This window comes from Monashia sp. HAY1-5C (assembly GCF_056755255.1).
Map to the genome: position 1 here is coordinate 1 of NZ_JBPGXG010000051.1, position 20,626 is coordinate 20,626.

Annotated in this window: 17 protein-coding genes; 6 read left to right on the forward strand and 11 right to left on the reverse strand. The window is 72.6% G+C overall.

Features of this window, described 5'->3' with window-relative positions:
- On the reverse strand, positions 1 to 1,095 hold a 1,095-nt coding region (locus ACR9ZK_RS09860), incomplete at its 3' end, for a site-2 protease family protein (RefSeq protein ID WP_481341721.1).
- Positions 1,096 to 1,240: 145 nt separating this feature from the next.
- Between ACR9ZK_RS09860 and ACR9ZK_RS09865 the strand changes: the two genes are divergently transcribed.
- Together ACR9ZK_RS09865 and asnB are read left to right on the forward strand one after the other, a co-directional pair.
- Positions 1,241 to 2,080 (forward strand): RecB family exonuclease, encoded by an 840-nt coding sequence (locus tag ACR9ZK_RS09865; RefSeq protein WP_481341722.1) that lies wholly within the window; start codon positions 1,241 to 1,243, stop codon positions 2,078 to 2,080.
- A 165-nt stretch (positions 2,081 to 2,245) separates the two neighbouring features.
- The gene (asnB, locus tag ACR9ZK_RS09870) at positions 2,246 to 4,180 is read left to right on the forward strand and encodes an asparagine synthase (glutamine-hydrolyzing) (RefSeq protein ID WP_481341723.1); all 1,935 of its coding nucleotides are present in this window, start codon (positions 2,246 to 2,248) and stop codon (positions 4,178 to 4,180) included.
- On the opposite strand, the gene ACR9ZK_RS09875 is transcribed toward asnB, so the two are convergent.
- Positions 4,170 to 5,552: an aminotransferase class III-fold pyridoxal phosphate-dependent enzyme gene (locus ACR9ZK_RS09875; protein ID WP_481341724.1), complete on the reverse strand. Its 1,383-nt coding sequence runs from the start codon at positions 5,550 to 5,552 to the stop codon at positions 4,170 to 4,172. The genes asnB and ACR9ZK_RS09875 overlap by 11 nt on opposite strands.
- A 21-nt stretch (positions 5,553 to 5,573) precedes the next feature.
- A complete protein-coding gene (locus ACR9ZK_RS09880; protein WP_481341725.1) occupies positions 5,574 to 7,076 on the reverse strand; it encodes a CoA-acylating methylmalonate-semialdehyde dehydrogenase in 1,503 nt (500 codons plus the stop codon).
- A gap of 60 nt (positions 7,077 to 7,136) precedes the next feature.
- Here ACR9ZK_RS09880 and ACR9ZK_RS09885 point away from each other — a divergent pair, with 60 nt between their 5' ends.
- A complete protein-coding gene (locus ACR9ZK_RS09885) occupies positions 7,137 to 8,489 on the forward strand; it encodes an aminotransferase-like domain-containing protein (RefSeq protein WP_481341726.1) in 1,353 nt (450 codons plus the stop codon).
- 75 nt (positions 8,490 to 8,564) lie between these two features.
- Positions 8,565 to 9,365, forward strand: coding sequence for a LysR family substrate-binding domain-containing protein (locus tag ACR9ZK_RS09890; RefSeq protein WP_481341727.1), 801 nt, complete (start codon positions 8,565 to 8,567; stop codon positions 9,363 to 9,365).
- Positions 9,366 to 9,475: 110 nt separating this feature from the next.
- Here the strand turns inward: ACR9ZK_RS09890 and ACR9ZK_RS09895 are convergent, their stop codons facing one another.
- From ACR9ZK_RS09895 to metH, 3 genes are read right to left on the reverse strand one after another with little or no spacing between them, the layout of a single operon-like run.
- Positions 9,476 to 9,691: a hypothetical protein gene (locus ACR9ZK_RS09895; protein WP_481341728.1), complete on the reverse strand. Its 216-nt coding sequence runs from the start codon at positions 9,689 to 9,691 to the stop codon at positions 9,476 to 9,478.
- A gap of 42 nt (positions 9,692 to 9,733) precedes the next feature.
- Positions 9,734 to 10,438 carry an HAD family hydrolase gene (locus ACR9ZK_RS09900; RefSeq protein ID WP_481341729.1) on the reverse strand — a complete coding sequence of 235 codons (705 nt, stop codon included), beginning with the start codon at positions 10,436 to 10,438 and terminating at the stop codon, positions 9,734 to 9,736.
- Between the two features lie 4 nt (positions 10,439 to 10,442).
- Positions 10,443 to 14,228: a methionine synthase gene (gene metH / locus ACR9ZK_RS09905; RefSeq protein ID WP_481341730.1), complete on the reverse strand. Its 3,786-nt coding sequence runs from the start codon at positions 14,226 to 14,228 to the stop codon at positions 10,443 to 10,445.
- Positions 14,229 to 14,400: 172 nt separating this feature from the next.
- Here metH and ACR9ZK_RS09910 point away from each other — a divergent pair, with 172 nt between their 5' ends.
- On the forward strand, positions 14,401 to 15,255 hold the full coding sequence (locus ACR9ZK_RS09910; protein WP_481341731.1) for a PAC2 family protein: 855 nt from the start codon (positions 14,401 to 14,403) through the stop codon (positions 15,253 to 15,255).
- Positions 15,256 to 15,274: 19 nt separating this feature from the next.
- Here ACR9ZK_RS09910 and mshC read toward each other — a convergent pair whose 3' ends face one another.
- From mshC to ACR9ZK_RS09930, 4 genes are read right to left on the reverse strand one after another with little or no spacing between them, the layout of a single operon-like run.
- A complete protein-coding gene (gene mshC, locus ACR9ZK_RS09915; RefSeq protein WP_481341732.1) occupies positions 15,275 to 16,531 on the reverse strand; it encodes a cysteine--1-D-myo-inosityl 2-amino-2-deoxy-alpha-D-glucopyranoside ligase in 1,257 nt (418 codons plus the stop codon).
- A gap of 60 nt (positions 16,532 to 16,591) precedes the next feature.
- On the reverse strand, positions 16,592 to 17,401 hold the full coding sequence (locus ACR9ZK_RS09920) for an SCO1664 family protein (RefSeq protein ID WP_481341733.1): 810 nt from the start codon (positions 17,399 to 17,401) through the stop codon (positions 16,592 to 16,594).
- On the reverse strand, positions 17,385 to 17,933 hold the full coding sequence (locus ACR9ZK_RS09925) for a DUF3090 domain-containing protein (RefSeq protein ID WP_481341734.1): 549 nt from the start codon (positions 17,931 to 17,933) through the stop codon (positions 17,385 to 17,387). Before ACR9ZK_RS09925 ends, ACR9ZK_RS09920 begins: the two co-directional genes overlap by 17 nt.
- A gap of 10 nt (positions 17,934 to 17,943) precedes the next feature.
- Entirely contained in the window at positions 17,944 to 18,675 is a 732-nt protein-coding gene (locus ACR9ZK_RS09930; protein WP_481341735.1) for an MSMEG_4193 family putative phosphomutase, read from the reverse strand.
- A gap of 72 nt (positions 18,676 to 18,747) precedes the next feature.
- Here ACR9ZK_RS09930 and corA point away from each other — a divergent pair, with 72 nt between their 5' ends.
- Complete coding sequence (gene corA / locus ACR9ZK_RS09935; RefSeq protein WP_481341736.1) at positions 18,748 to 19,749, forward strand: magnesium/cobalt transporter CorA; 1,002 nt, start codon at positions 18,748 to 18,750, stop codon at positions 19,747 to 19,749.
- A 3-nt stretch (positions 19,750 to 19,752) separates the two neighbouring features.
- Here the strand turns inward: corA and ACR9ZK_RS09940 are convergent, their stop codons facing one another.
- The gene (locus tag ACR9ZK_RS09940; protein ID WP_481341737.1) at positions 19,753 to 20,613 is read right to left on the reverse strand and encodes an undecaprenyl-diphosphate phosphatase; all 861 of its coding nucleotides are present in this window, start codon (positions 20,611 to 20,613) and stop codon (positions 19,753 to 19,755) included.
- Between the last annotated feature and the right edge of the window lie 13 nt (positions 20,614 to 20,626).

A 20,626-nucleotide genomic window follows, 5' to 3' on the forward strand; every position in this document is an offset into this window, starting at 1 on the left:
TCCGTCGTCGGCAGCGTCAGATGTGTATAAGAGACAGGCGAAGGACAGCTCGCGCGAGCTCATGACGCGGATGAGGTCGGTGAGCACCGCGTCCGCGTCGAGCGCCACGACCCACGACGCCGGCTGGGCGAGGACCACGGACGACAACGGCGTCCGGTCGCGGACGTCCACGGGTACCCGGGCGGCACTCGCAGCGTCGAGCATCCCGAGCGGCCAGCCCGCCGGGTCGGCTGCCACCACGGACGGGACGGACCCGTCCGCCCGTGGCGCGAGCCCACGGTCGAGCTCACCGAGGCTGGTCTCGCCGGGGACGAGGACGACGGGGTCGAGCACCTCGGTGGCCGGCCCACCCGTGGCGTCGTGGATCTGCCCGGAGCGGATCGCCGCCGACGCGCCGCGCCAGAGGAAGAAGCCGATCATGGCCGTCCACACGAGGGCGACCGGCGTCGGCGTCTGGCCCTCGAGCAGGGGTCTGCCCACGAACCACAGGACGCTGCCGACGGCGACCACGCGCCCGAGCCAGCCCGCCGCGGTGAGTCCGGTGCCCTTGCGGCCGGTCGCCCGCCACACGAGCGAGCTGACGATCTGGCCGCCGTCGAGGGGCAGGCCGGGCAGCAGGTTGTAGAGCCCGACGAACAGGTTGGTGTAGGTGACCGCGTCGAGGACGCCCGCGACCACGGCGCCCGTCGCGTGCGGCTGGACGAGCCAGGCCATCAGGGCGAGGGCGAGGTTGGACAAGGGGCCCGCCACGGCGATCAGGGCCGTCGACACCGGCGTCCCCGTCGTGGCGTCGTAGACGGTGTGGCCGCCCCACACGTCGGCGACGATCCGGTCGACCCGATGACCACGCCGCAGCGCGACGAGCGCGTGCGCGGCCTCGTGCACGAGGACCGAGACGAGCAGCATGACCGCGAACGCCGCCGCGACGACGACGGACTGGCCCAGCGACGCCCCTCCACCGCCTTGCGCCTGCACGACGACGAGCATGATGAGCACGACGACGAGCGGCCAGGAGCGGCCCAGGTAGACGGGCGTCCCGGCGATGGCGCCGATCCGCCACCCGGGTCCGGCGGCCGGGCGCGCGGTGCTGCTCATGCCCCGACCTTATGCCTCGGTCCGCCGCCCCCGGCCGTGCGGGGCCTGTGCCGCCCCTGTGGACACCGGCGGCCCGGCGCGCGGGCCGGCCCGCTCCTGTGGGTGGTCCTCGGGCGCTGTCGGTCCGGCCGCCTACAGTCGGTGCATGGCCGCAGCACTGTCCCCGAGCCGCGCCTCGGACTTCATGACCTGCCCGATGCTCTACCGCTTCCGGGTCATCGACAAGCTGCCGTCACCACCGACGCCGGCCACCGCCCGGGGGACGCTCGTGCACGCCGTCCTCGAGCGCCTGTTCGACCTGCCCGCGGCCGAGCGCACCCTCGAGGCCGCCGTCTCGATCGTCCCTCGCGAGTGGGACCGCCTCACGAGCGAGGAGCCCGAGCTGCTCGGGCTGCTCGCCGACCGCGACGGTCGCACCGAGGAATGGTTCGCCGACGCCCACGCCCTGCTCGGTACGTGGTTCGGGCTGGAGGACCCGACGCGCCTCGAGCCGGCCGAGCGCGAGCTCTACGTCGAGACCGAGATCGACGGCCTGACCCTGCGCGGCTACGTCGACCGCCTCGACGTCGCCCCGAGCGGTGCCATGCGCGTCGTCGACTACAAGACCGGCCGGTCCCCCGCCGAGCACTTCGAGGCCAAGGCGCTGTTCCAGATGAAGTTCTACGCGCTCGTGCTCTGGCGGCTGCGCGGTGAGATCCCTCGCCGCCTCCAGCTGGTCTACCTCGGCAACAGCGAGATCGTGGCCTACGAGCCCGACGAGCAGGACCTCCTCGGCGTCGAGCGCAAGGTCAAGGCGCTCTGGGCGGCCATCGAGCGGGCCGCCTCCACGGGCGACTGGCGCCCGAGCCCGAGCCGGTTGTGCGACTGGTGCGAGCACCGCGCCCTGTGCCCGGCGTGGGGCGGCACTCCCCCTCCCCTTCCCGAGGACGCGGCCGAGCGCGCGGTGGACCCCGCCGCGTCGGGGCTCGTCGACATCGACGCCTGAGACGCCCGGACGGCGCGTGCGGGTCCCCGTCACGCACGGCAGCGTGAGACCCGGGCGCGTGTCCAGCGGCTCCGCAGTCGCCGTCCAGCCGGCGCCCAGCGCGCCCCGCGACGCTGGGCCTGCGGTCTTGCCGGTCTCCGGTGCCGACGGCCGCGGGAGGTTGGCATGTGCGGCATCGCGGGCTACGTCGGGCTGGACGCGGACCCGCGCCTGCTCGAGCGCATGGACGCCGCGCAACGGCACCGGGGCCCGGACGGCTCGGGCACCTGGACCGACGACATGGGCCGGGCCGGGTTCGCCCACCAGCGCCTCGCGATCATCGACCGTGCAGGTGGCCGGCAGCCGATGTGCACCGAGGACGGAAGGTACGTCCTCGTCTACAACGGCGAGGTCTACAACCACGACGCGTTGCGGAACGAGCTGCGCGAAGCAGGCCACCGGTTCGGCACCCGCAGTGACACCGAGGTCGTGCTCCACGCCCTCGTCGAGTGGGGCGCCGGTGCTCTCGACCGCTTCGACGGCATGTTCGCCCTGGCGCTCTGGGACCGCACGACCGGCACGCTCCTGCTCGCCCGCGACCACTTCGGCATCAAGCCGCTGCACCTGGCCCGGGTGAGGAGCACCGGGGGCGAGGGCTGGCTGTTCGCCAGCGAGATCCGCCCGATCCTGGCCACCGGCCTCGTGCCCGCCACGCCGGACGAGCGCTCGGTGTACCGCTACCTGCGCTTCCGGGTCCACGACGACGACCGGGCCACCTTCTTCACCGGCATCGAACGGGTCCTGCCCGGCGAGGTCGTGACGATCGGCCCCGACGGGATGGACCGCCGCCCCTTCACCTCGCTGCGCGAGGACCTTCTCGCCGCGGCCAGGCGCGCGTCCCGCGGCGACCGCCACGAGCCTGCGACCTCCCTCCGGTTCCGCGACGCGCTGACCCGAGCGGTGCGGATGCGCCTGTCCTCGGACGTGCCCGTCGGCACGTCGCTGTCCGGAGGGCTCGACAGCTCTGCGGTCGCCGCGCTCGTCGACGAGCTCCTGCCCGAGCCGTCCGCCCGCGCGGTCGGGGTGCGCCAGCGGACCTTCTCCGCCGTCTTCCCCGGACACCGCAACGACGAGCGCCGGTGGGTCGAGGACGCCCTCGACGGCCGCCGCGACCGGGTCGAGCGCCATCTCGTCGCGCCCGTCACCGAGGACCTCGTCGCCGACCTCGCCGACTTCGTGCGGAGCCAGGAGGAGCCGGTCGTCTCGTCCGGGCCGTATGCGCAGTACCGGGTCATGCGCGAGGCGTCCCGTCACGTCACCGTCATGCTCGACGGGCAGGGGGCCGACGAGCTGCTCGCCGGCTACGTGCCCCAGACCGTCGTGCACCTGCGCGACCTGCTGCGCCGCCACCCGGTCCGCGCCCTGCGTGAGGCGTTGGCCGAGCGCGACGTCCTTCGCGGCCTCGTCGCCAACCGCGCCAGGCGCCTGCTGCCGACCGCACACGACGCATCCGTGGCACCGCTGCTGGCCTCCGCCTTCGTCGACGAGCACCGCGACGAGCGGTATGCCCCCGCCGGCACGACACTGCGCGAGCGCCTCGTCCACGACCTCTTCGTCGGCTCGCTGCCGGCCCTGCTGCGCTACGAGGACCGCAACACCATGCGCTTCTCGCTCGAGGGCCGGGTGCCGTTCCTCGCCGTCGACCTCGTGCGGTTCGTGTTCGACCAGCCGGACGCGTCGGTCGTGGGTGACGGGTGGAACAAGCGGATGCTCCGTGAGGCCGTGCGCGATCTACTGCCCGAGTCGATCACGTTGCGCCGCAACAAGATCGGCTTCACCACGCCCCAGGACGACTGGTTCCGTGAGTCACCCGGCCTGCTGCGTGACGTGTTCGGCTCCGACTCCTTCCGGGCACGACCGTGGTTCGACGCGGACGCCGTGGCCGCGGCCTTCGAGCAGTGGCTCGCCGGCGGTGGCCCGCACGACTCGATGGTCTTCTGGCGGATCCTCAACGTCGAGCTCTGGATGCGGGAGGTCTGCTACCCCCCGGCGCCGGGGTCGGCCCCCGGGCCGGTCGACGTCGGCGCGCCGACCGGTCCGGAGGTTCGCCTCAGGCCGTGAACTCGTCGGCGACCGACAGTGCCTCGTCGAGGATGGCCAGGCCTTCGCGCACCTCGTCCGGCGTGGTCGTGCACGGCGGCACGACGTGCGTCCGGTTGAAGTGGGTGAACGGCCACAGGCCGCGCTCCTTGCACGCCGCTGCGAAGGCCGTCATGGGCCGGGCCGCCTCGCCGGCAGCGTTGAACGGCACGAGGGGCTCGCGCGTCTGCCGGTCGCGGACCAGCTCGAGGGCCCAGAAGACCCCGAGGCCACGAACCTCGCCGACGCTCGGGTGCTTCCGGGCGAGCTCGGCCAGCCCCGGCCCGATGACCTCGGTGCCGAGCATCCGGGCATTGTCGATGATGCCCTCCTCGTGGAAGGCGTTGATCGACGCGACGGCGGACGCGCAGGCCAGCGGGTGCCCCGAGTACGTGAGCCCGCCCGGGTAGGCGCGCGTCTCGAAGGAGGCGCGGACCTCGTCGGAGATGACGACGCCGCCGAGCGGCACGTAGCCGGAGTTGACCCCCTTGGCGAACGTGATGAGGTCCGGCCGGACGCCCCAGCGGTCGACGGCGAACCACTCGCCGCACCGGCCGAACCCGGACATGACCTCGTCGGCGATGAGGACGATGCCGTGCTCGTCGCACAGGTCCCGGACACCCTGCAGGTAGCCGTCCGGCGGCACGAGGATGCCGTTGGTGCCGACGACGGTCTCGAGGATGACGGCCGCGACGGTCTGCGGTCCCTCCACCATGAGCGTGTCGCGAAGGTGCTGCAGGGCCCGGTCGCGCTCCTGCTCCTCGTTCTCGGAGTGGAACGCCGAGCGGTAGGTGTACGGACCCCAGAAGTGCACGATGCCGGGGTAGCCGGGCTCGGAGGGCCAGCGGCGGGGGTCGCCGGTCAGGCTGATCGAGCCGGCCGTCGCGCCGTGGTAGCTGCGGTAGGTGGCGAGCACCTTGTGCCGGCCGGTGTGCAGACGCGCCATCCGGATCGCGTTCTCGTTGGCCTCGGCACCGCCGTTGGTGAAGAAGACGGCCGACAGCCCCTCGGGCGCGACCTCGGTGATGAGCCGGGCCGCCTCGCTGCGCGCGTCGTTGGCGAACGAGGGCTGGATCGTCGTCAGACGGGCGGCCTGCTCCTGGATGGCCGCGACGACCTTCGGGTGCTGGTAGCCGATGTTGACGTTGACCAGCTGGCTGCTGAAGTCGAGGTAGCGCGTACCGGCGTAGTCCCAGAAGTACGAGCCCTGCGCCCGGGCGATGGGCAGCGGGTCGATGAGCCCCTGGGCCGACCACGAGTGGAAGACGTGCCCGCGGTCCAGCGCGCGGACGTCGGCCTCCCCCATGGCGTCGAGCTGCTCGGCGATGACGCTGCGGTGGTCGAGTTCGGTCATGGGTGTGTCCTCTCCGGCCGGTCAGCGGGTGCGGGGGAAGCCGAGGTCGACGCTCGAGGTGGCCGGGTCGGGCCAGCGCTGCGTGACGACCTTGCCCCGCGTGTAGAAGTTGACACCCTCGGGTCCGTACATGTGGGTGTCACCGAAGAGCGAGTCCTTCCAGCCGCCGAAGGAGTAGTAGGCGACGGGCACCGGGATCGGCACGTTGATGCCGACCATGCCGACCTCGACCTCGTTCTGGAAGCGTCGGGCGGCGCCGCCGTCACGGGTGAAGATGGCCGTGCCGTTGGCGTACGGGTTGCGGTTGATGAGCGCCAGGCCCTCGTCGTAGCTGTCCACCCGGACGACGGACAGCACCGGACCGAAGATCTCGTCGCGGTAGACGGTCATCTCGGGCGTGACGTCGTCGAGCAGGGTCATGCCGAGGAAGAACCCCTCTGCGGGCACCTCGCTCGTGCGCCCGTCGACGACGACGGTCGCGCCGGACTGCGCACCCGCCTCGACGTACCCCGCCACCTTGTCGCGGTGCTCACGCGTGATGAGGGGCCCCATGTCGGTGCCCGGGTCGGCGCCGTTGCCCACGCGCAGGCCGGGGATGCGCTCGGCGACCGCGGCGACGAGCCGGTCACCGACGTCGCCGACCGCGACGGCCACCGACAGGGCCATGCACCGCTCCCCGGCGGCGCCGTAGGCCGCCGAGACGATGGAGTCCGCCGCGAGGTCGACATCGGCGTCGGGCAGCACGAGGGCGTGGTTCTTGGCGCCACCGAGGGCCTGGACGCGCTTGCCGCGCGCGGTGCCCCGCTCGTAGATGTACTTCGCGATGGGCGTCGACCCGACGAAGCTGACGGCGGCGATGTCGTCGTGGTCGAGGAGGGCGTCGACGGCCTCCTTGTCGCCCTGGACGACGGTGAAGACGCCGTCGGGCAGTCCGGCCTCCTTCCACAGCTCGGCGAGGAAGAGCGAGGCCGACGGGTCCTTCTCACTCGGCTTGAGGACGAAGGCGTTGCCGCAGGCGATGGCGTTGGCGCACATCCACAGCGGCACCATGACCGGGAAGTTGAACGGCGTGATGCCGGCGACGACTCCGAGGGGCTGGCGGATGCTGTAGACGTCGACGCCGGTCGACGCCTGCTCGGAGAAGCCGCCCTTGAGCAGCTGCGGCACGCCGGTGGCGAACTCGACGTTCTCGAGACCGCGCGCGATCTCACCGGCGGCGTCGGACAGGACCTTGCCGTGCTCGGCGGTGACGATCGCGGCGAGCTCGTCCGTGCGCTCGTGGAGCAGCTCGCGGAAGGCGAAGAGCACCGCGGCCCGCCTCGACAGCGAGCTCGTGCGCCACTCGCGTGCAGCGGCGACGGCGGTCTTGACGGCGGCGTCGATCTCGGCGGCCGAGGCGAGCGCCACCTCACCGGTCCGGACGCCGGTCGCAGGGTCGTGCACGGGTGCGGTGCGCCCGGAGGTGCCCGCGACGCGGGTCCCGGAGATCCAGTGGTCGATGGAGGTCACGGCAGGGGTCGTCATGCCGTAAACACTACGTGCCAGATGGGTGCGGTACAAAGGCTTGATTGCTATGTTACAGACGTGCGTGCCGTCATCTCAGACCTCGAGGAGCGCCTCGAGCACCCGACCGCCAAGGGCCTGGCCCAGGCGGTCTCCCGCGCGATCCGCGACGGTCGCCTGCTTCCCGGCGAACTCCTGCCGCCGATCCGGCAGGTCGCGCAGGAGCTGATGATGTCGCCGACCACCGTGAGCGCCGCGTGGCAGCTGCTCTCGCGGTCCGGCACGATCCGGTCGGACGGCCGGCGCGGCACGACCGTCGCCGAGACGCGTCGCGGCGGCGAGCGCTACACCCGCGCGCTGCGCCACGACTCCCCCGTCAGCCTCGACCTGTCCACCGGCATTCCCGACGCCGCCCTGCTGCCCTCGCTCGCCCGAGTGCTGGCGGCGATCGACGAGCCGCGCGGCCCGAGCAGCTACCTCGACGACCCGGTCCTGCCCGAGCTGCGCGAGGTGCTCCTCGCCGACTGGCCGTACGAGCCGGACGACCTGCTCGTCGTCGACGGAGCCATGGACGCGCTCGACATCGTCTCGCGCACGTTGCTGCGACCCGGCGACACGGTCGTCGTCGAGAACCCCGGGTTCCCTCCCCTGCTCGACCTCCTCGAGGACCGGGGCGTCGACGTGCTGGGGGTGCCGCTCGACGAGACCGGCCTCGACGTCGACGCCCTCGAGTCGGCACTGGCCCGCCGGCCGACAGCCCTGGTGCTCCAGCCGCGCGGGCAGAACCCGACCGGCGTCACGATGTCGCCGACGCGGGCCCGACGCCTGGCCTCGCTCGTGAGCGGCCGCGACCTCGTCGTCGTCGAGGACGACTCGAGCGGCCCCATCGCGAGCTCGTCGCCGACGAGCCTCGGGGCGTGGGTGCCCGAACAGGTGCTGCACGTCCGCAGCTTCAGCAAGTCGCACGGTCCGGACCTGCGCCTGGCCGCGCTGAGCGGGCCCGCGGCCTTGCTCGCCCCGTTGCGGCACGCGCGGTCCCTCGGGCAGGGCTGGTCGAGCCGGCTGCTGCAGCGGGTCCTCGCCGGCCTGCTCACCGACCCCGATGCCGTGCGGGCGATCGGGCGCGCCCGCGCCGAGTACGCCCGGCGCCGTGAGCTCGTCGTCGACCGGCTCGCCGGCCTGGGCGTGACCGTGCCCGGCACCGAGGGCCTCAACATCTGGGTGCCGGTCCGCGACGAGAGCGCCGCGGTGCTGCGCCTCGCGAGCCAGGGCATCGCGGTGACGCCCGGGTCACCGTTCTCCGTCGACAACGGCTCGGGTGCGGGCGGACACGTGCGCGTCACGACGGGCCTGGTCCGGGAGGACCACGAGGGTCTCGCGGAGCTGCTGGCCGAGGCGGCGGCCGCGGGGGCGTGGTCCGCCCAGCAACGCTGACCGGGAACGGGGTGCGCCGGCTGCACTACCCTCGTCGGGAACCCCGCCCGGCCCCACCCCGACAGGAGGCCCAGGATGACCTCCGCCTTCCGCGTCGACTTCGTCGCCGGCGTGTCCCCGGACAAGTGGGCCCGTCGCTGGGCGCGCCGGGTGGCTGACCGCGGGCTCGAGCTCGTGCCCGTCACCGTCGACGTGCAGCTCGACGCCGTCCGCGCCGGTGAGGCGTCGATGGCGCTGGTCCGGCTGCCCGTCGCACGCGAGGGCCTGCACCTCATCCCGCTCTACGAGGAGGTGCCCGTCGTCGTCGCCTCCCGCGAGCACGTCGTGGCGGCGTTCGAGGAGGTCGAGGTCGAGGACCTCGCCGACGAGGTCCTCGTCCAGGGTCCGGACGCCGTGCCGGAGTGGGCCGCCGTCGCCAGCCGCGACGCGAAGGACCGGTCCGCGACGATGCCGCCGATGACCGACGCCGAGGTCGTGGAGGTCGTCGCAGCGGGAGGCGGGATCGCCATCCTGCCGCTGTCGATCGCGCGGTTGCACCATCGCCAGGACGTCGTGCACCGGCCGGTCCACGGGGTCGCCGGCTCCCGCATCGGGCTGGCCTGGCGCGTCGACGACCCCGACCCCGGCGTCGAGGTGTTCATCGGCATCGTCCGCGGCCGCACGGAGAACAGCAGCCGGAGCACGACACCCAGCCCCGACGGGGGTGGCAGAACCGCAACGAGCGGCTCGAGCGGCTCGAGCGGCTCGAGCGGCTCGAGCGGCACGAGCGGCACGAGCGGCACGAGCGACCGACGCCGCAGTCCGGGGCGCTCACTGCCTCAGCGAGGCGCCGCCCCCCGCCGTGGCGGTACCCGCAGCCGCCGTCGCGGTCGCTGAGCGCCGGGGCGGTGAGGGTGTCACCTGCACCCGAAGCCGGCCGCCCCGGTGGGCGTTTCCTCAGCCGCCTCGCCGTGCCGCACCCGGCGGCGCTGACGAGGGGTGCAGCGTCACGAGGGAGCCTGTGGCGCGACGTCGCGCACCATGACGCAATTGCCCTGGATGTTGGGCAGCTCCTCCGGTGACCCGTACTCCGCCCACGCGACGGCCCGGTCCCCGTCGTGGACGAGCGCCGCGTGCGCGATCCCCTCGGCCACCAGCCGTCGCTTCAGCGCCCGGTTCGCCTCGGCGCTCTGCCCCTTCTCCGCGCAGTCGGGGTCGCACACGCGCCGGCACCGCCGCGCAGTCCGGCCCGAGAGGCCGGCTGGTCAGGAGGCGATGCCGGCCGCGGACACGATCCCGGTCAGGTCGGCAGCGGCCACGCCCGCAAGTGTGTCGATGCGGACCGCGCCCGCCACGGCCGGCACCGGCACGACGTGCGGGATCGCGATCGTCGGCACACCCGCGGCGGCTGCCGAGCGCACCCCTGCGGGCGAGTCCTCGATCGCGACGCAGTCGGCCGGCTCGACCCCGAGGACCCGGGCGGCGGCGAGGTAGGGCTCGGGGTGCGGCTTGCCGTGGCTCACCTCGTCACCGGTCACGAGCGCGGCGAAGGCGCCGTCGGGCAGGTGTCGCACGACGGTCTCGGCGAGGGAGCGCCACGACATCGTGACGAGCACGTTCGGCACGCCGAGCGAGCCCAGCTCGAGGAGCAGCTCGCGAGCTCCCGGGCGCCACGGCACGCGCTGCTCCACCCGGGAGATGACGCGCACGAGGAGGGCGTCGATGATCTCGGGCACGGACAGGGCGATGCCCGACTGGTCGATGATGAGCTGGGCCGACACCTCCAGCGCGTTGCCGACGAGCTGGTGGGCGAACTCGTCGCTCCACACGCCGCCGTGCGCCGCGACGAGCTCGTGCTCGGCCTCGATCCAGTAGGGCTCCGTGTCGACGAGCGTGCCGTCCATGTCCCAGAGGACCGCCGCCGGCAGGGCCGGGCGGTCCGTCGGGACGGGTGCTGCGGGGCCGGTCACGGCGTCAGTCCTCCGGGTCGTAGGCGAGGTTGGCCGAGAGCCAGCGCTCCGCCTCGGCCAGCGTCCACCCCTTGCGCTGCGCGTAGTCGGCCACCTGGTCGCGGTCGACGCGGCCGACGACGAAGTACTGCGACTCCGGGTGCGAGAAGTACCAGCCGGAGACCGAGGCCCCGGGCGTCATCGCCATGCTGTCGGTGAGCGTGATGCCGGTGCGGGCCTCCACGTCGAGCAGGTCCCACAGGGTGCGCTTCTCCGTGTGCTCGGGGCAGGCGGGGTAGCCGGGCGCCGGACGGATGCCCGCGTACTGCTCCTTGATGAGCGCGGCGTTGCTGAAGTGCTCGTCGGGCGCGTAGCCCCAGAACTCCTTGCGCACCCGCTCGTGCATCCGCTCGGCGAAGGCCTCGGCGAGCCGGTCCGCGAGCGCCTCGAGCAGGATCGCGTCGTAATCGTCGAGGCGCTCGCGGAACCGGGCCACCCGCTCGGCGCTGCCGAGCCCGGCGGTCACGGCGAAGCCGCCGACCCAGTCACGCGTGCCCTTCGGGGCGACGAAGTCGGCGAGCGAACGGTTGGGCACGCCGGCGCGGTGCTCGCCCTGCTGTCGCAGGTGGTGCAGCACGGCCAGCGGCTCGGCGCGCGACTCGTCGGCGTACACCTCGATGTCGTCACCGACACCGTTGGCCGGGAAGAACCCGATGACGCCGTTGGCCGTCAGCCACCGTTCCTCGACGATGCGGTCGAGCATCGCCTGTGCGTCCTCGAACAGCTTGCGGGCGGCCTGTCCGCTCGCCGGGTTGTTGAGGATGTCGGGGTAGGTGCCCTTGAGCTCCCACGCCGAGAAGAACGGCGACCAGTCGATGTACCGGCGCAGCTCGGCGAGCGGGTAGTCGTGGAAGGCCCGGACGTGCTGCGGGGCGGTGCGCGACCGGGTGATCGTGGAGACGTCCTTCTCCTGCTGGAGCAGCAGGTGCGGGTGCGGCGGCCGGTACCCGGTCCAGTCGACCGGGGTGCAACGCTCGCGAGCGGCCGCCAGCGGCAGGAGCTTGCGCTCGGTCTTGGCGGCGTGCCGGGCCCGCAGCGCGTCGTAGTCGGCCTTGACCTGGGCGAGCAGCCGGGGACGCTGCTCGTCCGACAGCAGGGCGGCGGCGACCGGGACCGAGCGCGAGGCGTCCTTGACCCAGACGACCGGGCCGTCGTACCGCTTGTCCACCTTGACGGCCGTGTGTGCCCGGGACGTGGTCGCGCCGCCGATGAGCAGCGGGATCGTCATGCCGGTGCGCTGCATCTCGGCCGCGAAACCGACCATCTCGTCGAGCGAGGGGGTGATGAGGCCGGACAGGCCGATGAGATCGGCGTCGTGCTCCTTGGCCGCGTCGAGGATCTTCTGGGCGGGCACCATGACGCCGAGGTCGATGACCTCGTAGTTGTTGCACTGCAGGACGACGCCGACGATGTTCTTGCCGATGTCGTGGACGTCGCCCTTGACCGTCGCCATGACGATGGTGCCGTTGGTGTCCTTCTGCTTGGCCAGCTCGGGGTCGGCGGCCTTCTCCTTCTCGATGAAGGGGATGAGGTAGGCGACGGCCTTCTTCATGACCCGCGCGCTCTTGACCACCTGGGGCAGGAACATCTTTCCCGCGCCGAAGAGGTCGCCCACGACGTTCATGCCGTCCATGAGAGGACCCTCGATGACCTCGATGGGCCGGCCGCCTCGCCCGGCGATCTCGGCCCGGAGCTCCTCCGTGTCGGCCTCGACGTGCCCGTCGATGCCCTTGACGAGGGCGTGCGTGATGCGCTCGGCGACCGGCAGCGAGCGCCACTCCTCCTCGTCGGCCTCCGCCGCGGCCGAGCCGCGGTTGTAGGACTCGGCGATCTCGAGGAGCCGCTCGGCGGCATCGGGCCGACGGTTGAGCACGACGTCCTCGATGCGCTCCCGCAGCTCGGCGTCGACCTCGTCGTAGACGGCGAGGGCACCGGCGTTGACGATGCCCATGTCGAGGCCCGCCGCGATGGCGTGGTAGAGGAACACGGCGTGGATGGCCTCGCGGACGGGGTTGTTGCCGCGGAAGCTGAACGAGACGTTGGAGATGCCGCCGGACACCCTGGCGCCGGGCAGGTTCTGCTTGATCCAGCGCGTGGCCTCGATGAAGTCGCGCCCGTACGAGGCGTGCTCCTCGATGCCGGTGGCGACGGCGAAGACGTTGGGGTCGAAGATGATGTCCTCGGCCGGAAAGCCGACCTGCTCGGTGAGGATCCGGTAGGCGCGCTCGCAGATCGCCGTGCGGCGCTCGAGCGAGTCGGCCTGGCCGTCCTCGTCGAAGGCCATGACGACCGCCGCGGCGCCGTACCGGCGGACGAGCCGGGCGTGCTCGACGAACGACGCCTCGCCCTCCTTGAGCGAGATCGAGTTGACGATGGGCTTGCCCTGGACCTGCTTGAGGCCGGCCTCGATGACCTCCCACTTGCTCGAGTCGACCATGACGGGCACCCGGCTGATGTCGGGCTCGCTCGCGACGAGCCGCAGGAAGCGCTCCATCGCCGCGACGCCGTCGATCATGCCTTCGTCCATGTTGACGTCGATGACCTGGGCGCCATTCTCGACCTGCTGCGCGGCCACGGACAGCGCGGTGTCGTAGTCGCCGTCCTTGATGAGCGAGCGGAAGCGGGCCGAGCCGGTGATGTTCGTGCGCTCGCCGACGTTGACGAACAGGCTGTCGGCATCGATGGTGAAGGGCTCGAGGCCCGACAGGCGCATGGCCGGCCGGGGCATCGGCACCTCGCGCCGTGGCTTGCCGTCGACGGCCTTGGCGATCGAGGCGATGTGCTCCGGCGTCGTGCCGCAGCAGCCGCCGACGAGGTTGACGAACCCGGCGTCGGCGAACTCGGACAGGATCGCCGCGGTCTCGTCCGGCGCCTCGTCGTACTCACCGAAGGCGTTGGGCAGCCCGGCGTTCGGGTAGCAGGAGACGAACGTGTCGGCGACCCGGGACATCTCGGCGATGTACGGACGCATCTCCTTGGCGCCGAGCGCACAGTTGAGGCCGACGGCGATGGGGCGCACGTGGCGCACGGAGTTCCAGAACGCCTCCGTGACCTGGCCCGACAGGGTGCGCCCCGACGCGTCCGTGATGGTGCCGGAGACGACGACCGGCCAACGCCGACCGCGCTCGTCGAAGAGCTGCTCGAGGGCGAAGATGGCCGCCTTGGCGTTGAGCGTGTCGAAGATCGTCTCGACGAAGAGCAGGTCGCTGCCGCCGTCGACGAGGCCGCGCGCAGCGTCCAGGTAGGCCGCGACCAGACCGTCGAAGGTCACGTTGCGCGCACCCGGGTCGTTGACGTCCGGTGAGATCGACGCCGTGCGCGACGTCGGGCCCAGCGCGCCGGCCACCCAGCGGGGACGCTCCGGCGTGCGCGCGGTCATCGCGTCGGCCTCGCGGCGGGCCAGTGCTGCCGACGCGTGGTTGATCTCGTAGGCGAGGTCCTCCATGCCGTAGTCCGACAGCGAGATCGCCGTGGCGTTGAAGGTGTTCGTCTCGATGATGTCGGCGCCGGCCTCGAGGTACTCGCGGTGGATGCCGGCGATGATCTCGGGGGCGGTGATCGACAGCAGGTCGTTGTTGCCCTGGACGTCGGTGTGCCAGTCCTTGAACCGCTGGCCGCGGTACCCGGCCTCGTCCGGCCGGTCGCGCTGGATCGCCGTGCCCATCGCCCCGTCGAGCACCATGATCCGCTCGCGGAGCGTCGCGGTGAGGGCATCGGTGGCGTCGGGCCGCACCTGCGGCGACTGGGTCAAGGGGTCTCCTCTCGGCGGGCGGCCGGGGATCGGGTCGCGGAACGTCGGACCGACCGAATTCTACGGACCCGTGCCGACGGGCGCGTCGCCGCCCGCAGTGCGGGCACGGCGTCCGCACCACGGCATAGGCTGGCGGTGTGGTCGCGGGCGCGGCCGCGACGAAGGAGGCAAGGTGCTGGAGTTCGAGGACGTGCCGGAGCTCAACGACCCGGTGCTCATCGCGGCCTTCGAGGGCTGGAACGACGCGGGTGAGGCCGCCACGAGCGCCGTGCGTCACCTCGCCGACGTGTGGGACGCCCAGCTCGTCGCCGCCTTCGACCCCGAGGAGTACTACGACTTCCAGGTCAACCGGCCGCGTGTGTCGGTCGAGGACGGCCGCCGGGTCCTCACCTGGCCGACCACCCGCATCCTCGTGGCCACCGACACCGGCTTCGACCGCGACGTCGTCCTCGTCCAGGGCATCGAGCCCTCGATGCGCTGGCGCGCCTACTGCATCGAGCTGCTCGAGCTGGCCCAGCAGCTCGGCGTGACGACCATCCTCACGCTCGGCGCGCTGCTCGCCGACGTGCCCCACACCCGTCCGATCCCGGTCACGGCCACCGCCGAGGACGACTCGGCGATGCACCGCTTCGACGTCGAGGCGAGCCGCTACGAGGGCCCCACGGGCATCGTCGGTGTCCTCAGCCACACGGCCGCCGACACCGGCATCCCGACGGTGTCGGCATGGGCCGCCGTCCCGCACTACGCCGGCGGCCCGCCCTCGCCCAAGGCGACCCTGAGCCTGCTGCGCCGCATCGAGGCCCTCCTCGGCATCACGGTGCCGCACGCCGACCTCGAGGAGACGGCCCGGGCGTGGGAGCGCGGCGTCGACGAGCTCGCGCAGTCCGACGAGGAGGTCGCCGAGTACGTGCAGTCGCTCGAGGAGGCCCAGGACACCGCCGAGCTGCCGGAGGCGAGCGGCGACGCCATCGCGCGCGAGTTCGAGCGGTACCTGCGCGGCCGGGACGACGACCAGCGCGGTCGCTGACCGTCCCGGGCGTCCTGCCTCAGAGGCGGACGCCGAGCAGCGCGTCGAGCGCGCGTCCGACGACGCCGGGCGCGCCGGGGTCGTCACCGCCACGGGTCAACGCCTGCGCGGCCCAGCGGTCGACGGCCTGGAGCGCGCGCGGGCTGTCGAGGTCGTCGGCGAGGGCCGCGCGGATGTCCTCGACGGTCTGGTCGGCGACCGGACCGCCGTTGCCGGACAAGGCCTTTCGCCACGTCTCGAGCCGCTGCTGCGCGTCGACGAGCATCGCGTCGTCGTACATCCAGTCCTCGCGGTGGTGCTTGGCGAGCAGGGTGAGGCGGATCGCCATGGGGTCCACGCCCTCGCGCCGCAGCTGGGAGACGAGCACGAGGTTGCCGCGGCTCTTGCTCATCTTCTCGCCGTCGAGCCCGACCATGCCCTGGTGGACGAACGCGCCGGCGAAGGCCGGGGCGCCGCTCAGCGCCCTGGCGTGCGCCGCGCTCATCTCGTGGTGCGGGAACACGAGGTCCGTGCCACCGCCCTGGACGTCGACGGGCACACCGAGGTGGTCCATCGCGATGCAGGCGCACTCGATGTGCCAGCCGGGTCGGCCGGGACCGAGGCCGCCGCCGTCCCACTCGGGCTCACCCTCGCGGTGGGCCCGCCACAGGAGCGCGTCGAGCCGGTTGCGCTTGCCGGGCCGGTCGGGGTCGCCGCCGCGCTCCTCGAAGACCTCCAGCATGCCGTCCTCGTCGAGGTGGCTCACCGAGCCGAAGCGCGGGTCCCGCGCGACGTCGAAGTAGACGTCGGTCGCGCCCTCGCGCGACGCGTCAGGGGCGGGCACCAGGTAGGCGGCGCCGTCGGCGACGAGCCGCTCGATCGGGGCGACGAACGTCGGGATGCTCTCGACGGCTCCGAGGTACTCGTCCGGCGGGATCACGCCGAGCGCGGTCATGTCCTCGCGGAACAGGGCGATCTCGCGGGTGGCGAGGTCGCGCCAGTCGATGCCGTCGCGCTCGGCACGCTCGAGCAGGGGGTCGTCGATGTCGGTGATGTTCTGGACGTAGCGGACCGTGCGGCCGCTGTCGCGCAGGATGCGGCCGAGCAGGTCGAACGTGACGTACGTGGCGGCGTGCCCGAGGTGGGTCGCGTCGTAGGGCGTGATGCCGCAGACGTAGATCGTGGCCTCAGGCCCCGCTGCCGCGGGGACGAGCTCGCCGGTCGCCGTGTCGCGGACCTTCACCTCGGGGGCGGAGCCGGGGACCTGCGGGATGAACGGCGTGGGCCAGCTTCTCACGCGCAGACTCTATCCCGGGCCGCCCACACCCCTCGACCGGCGTCCGCCGCGGTGCCGGCGTCACAGCGGCGGCCAGGGGACCGCCGGCCAGCCGGGGCTCGGGTACGGATGGATGCCGCGGTCCAGCAGGCGCTCCACCCGCAGGACCAGCGCGTCGACGTCGCCCTCGGGCAGGAGCGCGAGCAGCCGGTCACGCTCGGCCTCCTCGTCGAGGGCGGCGGACAGCAGGGCCAGGCGCTCGCGGTCGGCGTCGGCGAACGGCTCGCCTGCCCAGCCCCAGAGCACCGTCCGCAGCTTGGGGACCGGCGAGAACGTGACCCCGTGGTCGATGGCCCACAGCCGGCCCGACGCGTCGCGGAGGCAGTGCGAGCCCTTCCGGTCGCTGTTGTTGATGACGGCGTCGAGCACCGCCAGCGAGCGCACGTCGTCGGCGCCGGAGTGCACCACGGTCACCGCCGAGCCGCCCGGCGCCTCGCCGTCGAAGACGGCGTGCCATCCAGCAGGGGCACGGCCCTCCGGGACGAGGTCGACGACGGCGTCGTCGGGCACCGGGTCGAAGGGGTCACCGACCCACAGCTGCACCGAGCCGGGCCCGAGCGGGCCGTCGCGCAGCACCGTCGGCGGCACGACGTGCCACCGACCCAGCTCGGACACCACGTGTGCCGCGACCTCGCGGCCCGCCAGGGTGCCCTCGGGGAAGTCCCAGAGCGGTCGCTCGCCACGCACGGGCTTGTAGACGACATGCCCACCGGGCAGCGTCGACACGCGGGCGACGACGGCCATGTTCGAGGACCCGGCGACGCGCCCCAGCACCTCGAGCTCGCCGGTGAGGTCGACCGGCTGCGGGTGCGTCTCAGCGGCGGTAGCCATTGGCCCGCGGGCAGATGTGGCCCGTGGGGTCGAGGGGCCCGCCGCAGAACGGGCACGGGGGCCGGCCGGCGGCCACGAGCGCCGAGCTGCGGCGGGCGAAGGCCCGCGCGTCGGCGGGGTCGAGGGTCACCCGCAGCGAGTTGCGTCCGAGCGGGCCGACCGGCTCCTCGTCGTCGTCCTCGTCGACCTCGTCCGGGTCGTGGTCGTGGCACTCGATGACGATGCGCTGGCGGTCCTCGTCCCAGGCGAGCGAGAGGGTCTGCACGTGCCAGTCCTCGTCGAAGGGCGTCTGCAGCGGTTCGGTGTCCTCGGACGCGCCACCGGGCTGGCCGGGCTCGACCGCGGCCGCCGGGGCCAGCTGGTCGAGGACGTCGTTGATGCGGTCGGCGAGGATCGCGACCTGCTGCTTCTCGAGCCCCACCGTGACGAGGCGCAGGCCGTCGGTGGCCTGGAGGTAGAAGGCCCGCTGTCCCGTCGGTCCGACGGTGCCGGCGACGAACCGGTCGGCGGGGTCGAAGTCCTGGACCGTCATGCGTTCGACCCTATCCGACGAGGTCCGCAGGTCCGGGGCCACCGCCGACGACCGCGTCGCCCTCCGGGACCGCCGGCCGCTCGTCCGGCCGCAGCCCCGTCAGGTCCCCGCCGACGTCGTTGACGCGCAGGACGAAGGGCTTGCGGCTCGTGTACCGGACGACGCTCACCGAGGCCGGGTCGACGAAGATCCGCTGGAAGTCGTCGAGGTGGGCACCCGTGGCGTGCGACAGGACGGCCTTGATGACGTCACCGTGCGACACGGCCACCCAGACGGCGTCCGGGCCGTGCGTCTCGAGGATCCGCGCATCCACCTCGCGGACCGCCTGCAGGGCCCGGTCCTGCATCTGCACCATCGACTCGCCCGGGTACTGGGCGGAGTCGGGGAACCGGGCCTGGCTCGGACGGTCCTGCACGACCTTCCACAGCTCCTCGCGGGCCAGCTCGGCGAGCGGTCGGCCGGTCCAGGCCCCGTAGCGGCACTCCCCCAGCCCGTCGTGGACGCTGCGGCGGACGCGGCCGGGCAGCGGTGCGCAGAGCAGGTCGGCCGTCTGGACGCACCGGTCCAGCGGGGAGGACACGACCTCCACGACGGGCAGCGTCGCCGCGGCCAGACGCGCCCCGACCGAGGCGGCCTGCGCCTCACCGGTCTCGTCGAGGAAGACGCCGGGCATCCAGCCGGCGAGCGTGCCCGAGACGTTGGCGCTCGAGCGGCCGTGGCGCACGAAGATCACGGTGGGCACGGGCGCCAGCCTAGACGCGCAGGTGACCGCGGCCTCCAGTCCCCTCGCAGGACGGCGTGGTGACATAGGGGGGTGATCGTGGACAAGGCCATCTACCGCAACGGCAAGCGGCAGGGGTGCGGCGACCTCAGCGACGAGCTCGACGTGCTGCGCCTCACCCAGGACGGCTTCCTCTGGATCGGGCTGAAGGACCCCACCGACGAGGAGTTCGACCTCGTCAACGAGGAGCTGCACCTGCACCCGCTGGCCGTCGAGGACGCCGTCAACGGCCGGCAGCGCGCCAAGATCGAGCAGTACGAGACCTCGACGTTCGTCGTCCTCAAGACCCTGCGCTACGTCGAGGTCACGAGCGACATCGAGACCGGCGAGGTCATGCTCTTCATCGGTGACCGCTTCGTCGTCACGGTGCGCCACGGCGAGGGCAACCCCCTCGCCGGCGTGCGTCAGCGGCTCGAAGCCGACCCGGAGCGGCTCGACCACGGACCCCTCTCGGTGCTGCACGCCGTCATGGACTCCGTCGTCGACAACTACGTCGTCGTCGACGCCGAGATCAAGAAGGACCTCGACCAGATCGAGGAGGAGGTCCTCGGCTCGGACCAGCAGGGTGACGCCAACACGATCTACCGCCTCAAGCGCGAGGTGCTCGAGTTCCGGCGCGCGAGCAAGCCGCTCGCCGACACCCTCGCCAACTTCATGGAGCGCGGCCGCGGCCGGTTCCTGCCGACGGAGATCCTCGTCTTCTTCCGCGACGTCGCCGACCACCTGCGCCTCGTCAACGACCACGTCGAGTCCTACGACCGGCTGCTGACCGACGTCCTGTCGGCCCACCTGGCCTCGGTGGGGATCCAGCAGAACGAGGACATGCGCAAGATCTCGGCGTGGGTCGCCATCGCCGCGGTGCCGACGATGATCGCCGGTATCTACGGCATGAACTTCGACCGCATCCCGGAGCTCACCGCCAGCATCCACACGAGCAGCGGCGAGTTCTACTACGGGTACTTCGTCGCCCTGGCCGTCATGGCGGCGTCGTGCCTGGGTCTCTACCGCGCCTTCAAGCGCTCCGGCTGGCTCTAGGGGTCAGGTGGCGCTGATGACGCCGGCGGCGAGCACCGCTGCGAGGACGACGCCGAGCAGCACGCGGTACCAGACGAAGGCCATCAGGCTGTTCGTCGCGACGAAGCGCAGCAGCCAGGCGATCGAGGCGTAGGCGACGACGAAGGCGACGACGAGCCCGACGACCACTGGCCCCAGGCCGAGCGCCGTCAGGCCCTCCTTCTCCTGCACCGCCTGGAAGAGGCCCGCGGCCGTCAGGGCCGGGATCGCGAGGAAGAACGACAGCCGCGTGGCCGTGACGCGGCTGATGCCGCGCGCGATGCCCGCCGAGATCGTCGCACCCGAGCGCGAGACCCCCGGGACGAGCGAGAAGCACTGGACGAGGCCGATGACGAGCCCGTCCACCGGGCGGACCGAGTGCTCGTCCCGCACGAGGCCGCGGGCCTCGTGCCGGGCGTACACGCGCTCGGCGACGACCATGACGACGCTCCACAGCAGCAGGGCCGCCGCGACGACCCACAGGCTGCGCAACGTGCTCTCGATCGCGTGCCGCCCGAGGAACCCGACGACGCCGACGGGGACCGAGCCGATGACGACGGCCCACGCGAGCCCGTAGTCGGGATCGCGGCGCGCCTCCGCACTGCCGAGACCACGGAACCAGGCCAGGGCGAACCGGACGATGTCGCGGAAGAAGTAGAGCAGCGTCGCGACGATGGCCCCGAGCTGGATGACCGCGGTGTAGGCGGTGACCGCCGGGTCGTCGACCGACAGACCGAGCAGCTTCTCGGTGATCGTGAGGTGCCCCGTCGACGAGACGGGCAGGTACTCGGTCAGGCCCTCGACGACGCCGAGGACGACGGCATCGAGGTAGCTGAGGTCGGCCATGTCGTGGTCAGCC

Coding starts and splice junctions, on each gene's coding strand:
- ACR9ZK_RS09865 (WP_481341722.1), top strand. CDS start 1,241: ATGGCCGCAGCACTGTCCCCGAGCCGCGCCTCGGACTTCATGACCTGC.
- asnB (WP_481341723.1), top strand. CDS start 2,246: ATGTGCGGCATCGCGGGCTACGTCGGGCTGGACGCGGACCCGCGCCTG.
- ACR9ZK_RS09875 (WP_481341724.1), bottom strand. CDS start 5,552: ATGACCGAACTCGACCACCGCAGCGTCATCGCCGAGCAGCTCGACGCC.
- ACR9ZK_RS09880 (WP_481341725.1), bottom strand. CDS start 7,076: ATGACGACCCCTGCCGTGACCTCCATCGACCACTGGATCTCCGGGACC.
- ACR9ZK_RS09890 (WP_481341727.1), top strand. CDS start 8,565: ATGACCTCCGCCTTCCGCGTCGACTTCGTCGCCGGCGTGTCCCCGGAC.
- ACR9ZK_RS09920 (WP_481341733.1), bottom strand. CDS start 17,401: ATGGCTACCGCCGCTGAGACGCACCCGCAGCCGGTCGACCTCACCGGC.
- ACR9ZK_RS09925 (WP_481341734.1), bottom strand. CDS start 17,933: ATGACGGTCCAGGACTTCGACCCCGCCGACCGGTTCGTCGCCGGCACC.
- ACR9ZK_RS09940 (WP_481341737.1), bottom strand. CDS start 20,613: ATGGCCGACCTCAGCTACCTCGATGCCGTCGTCCTCGGCGTCGTCGAG.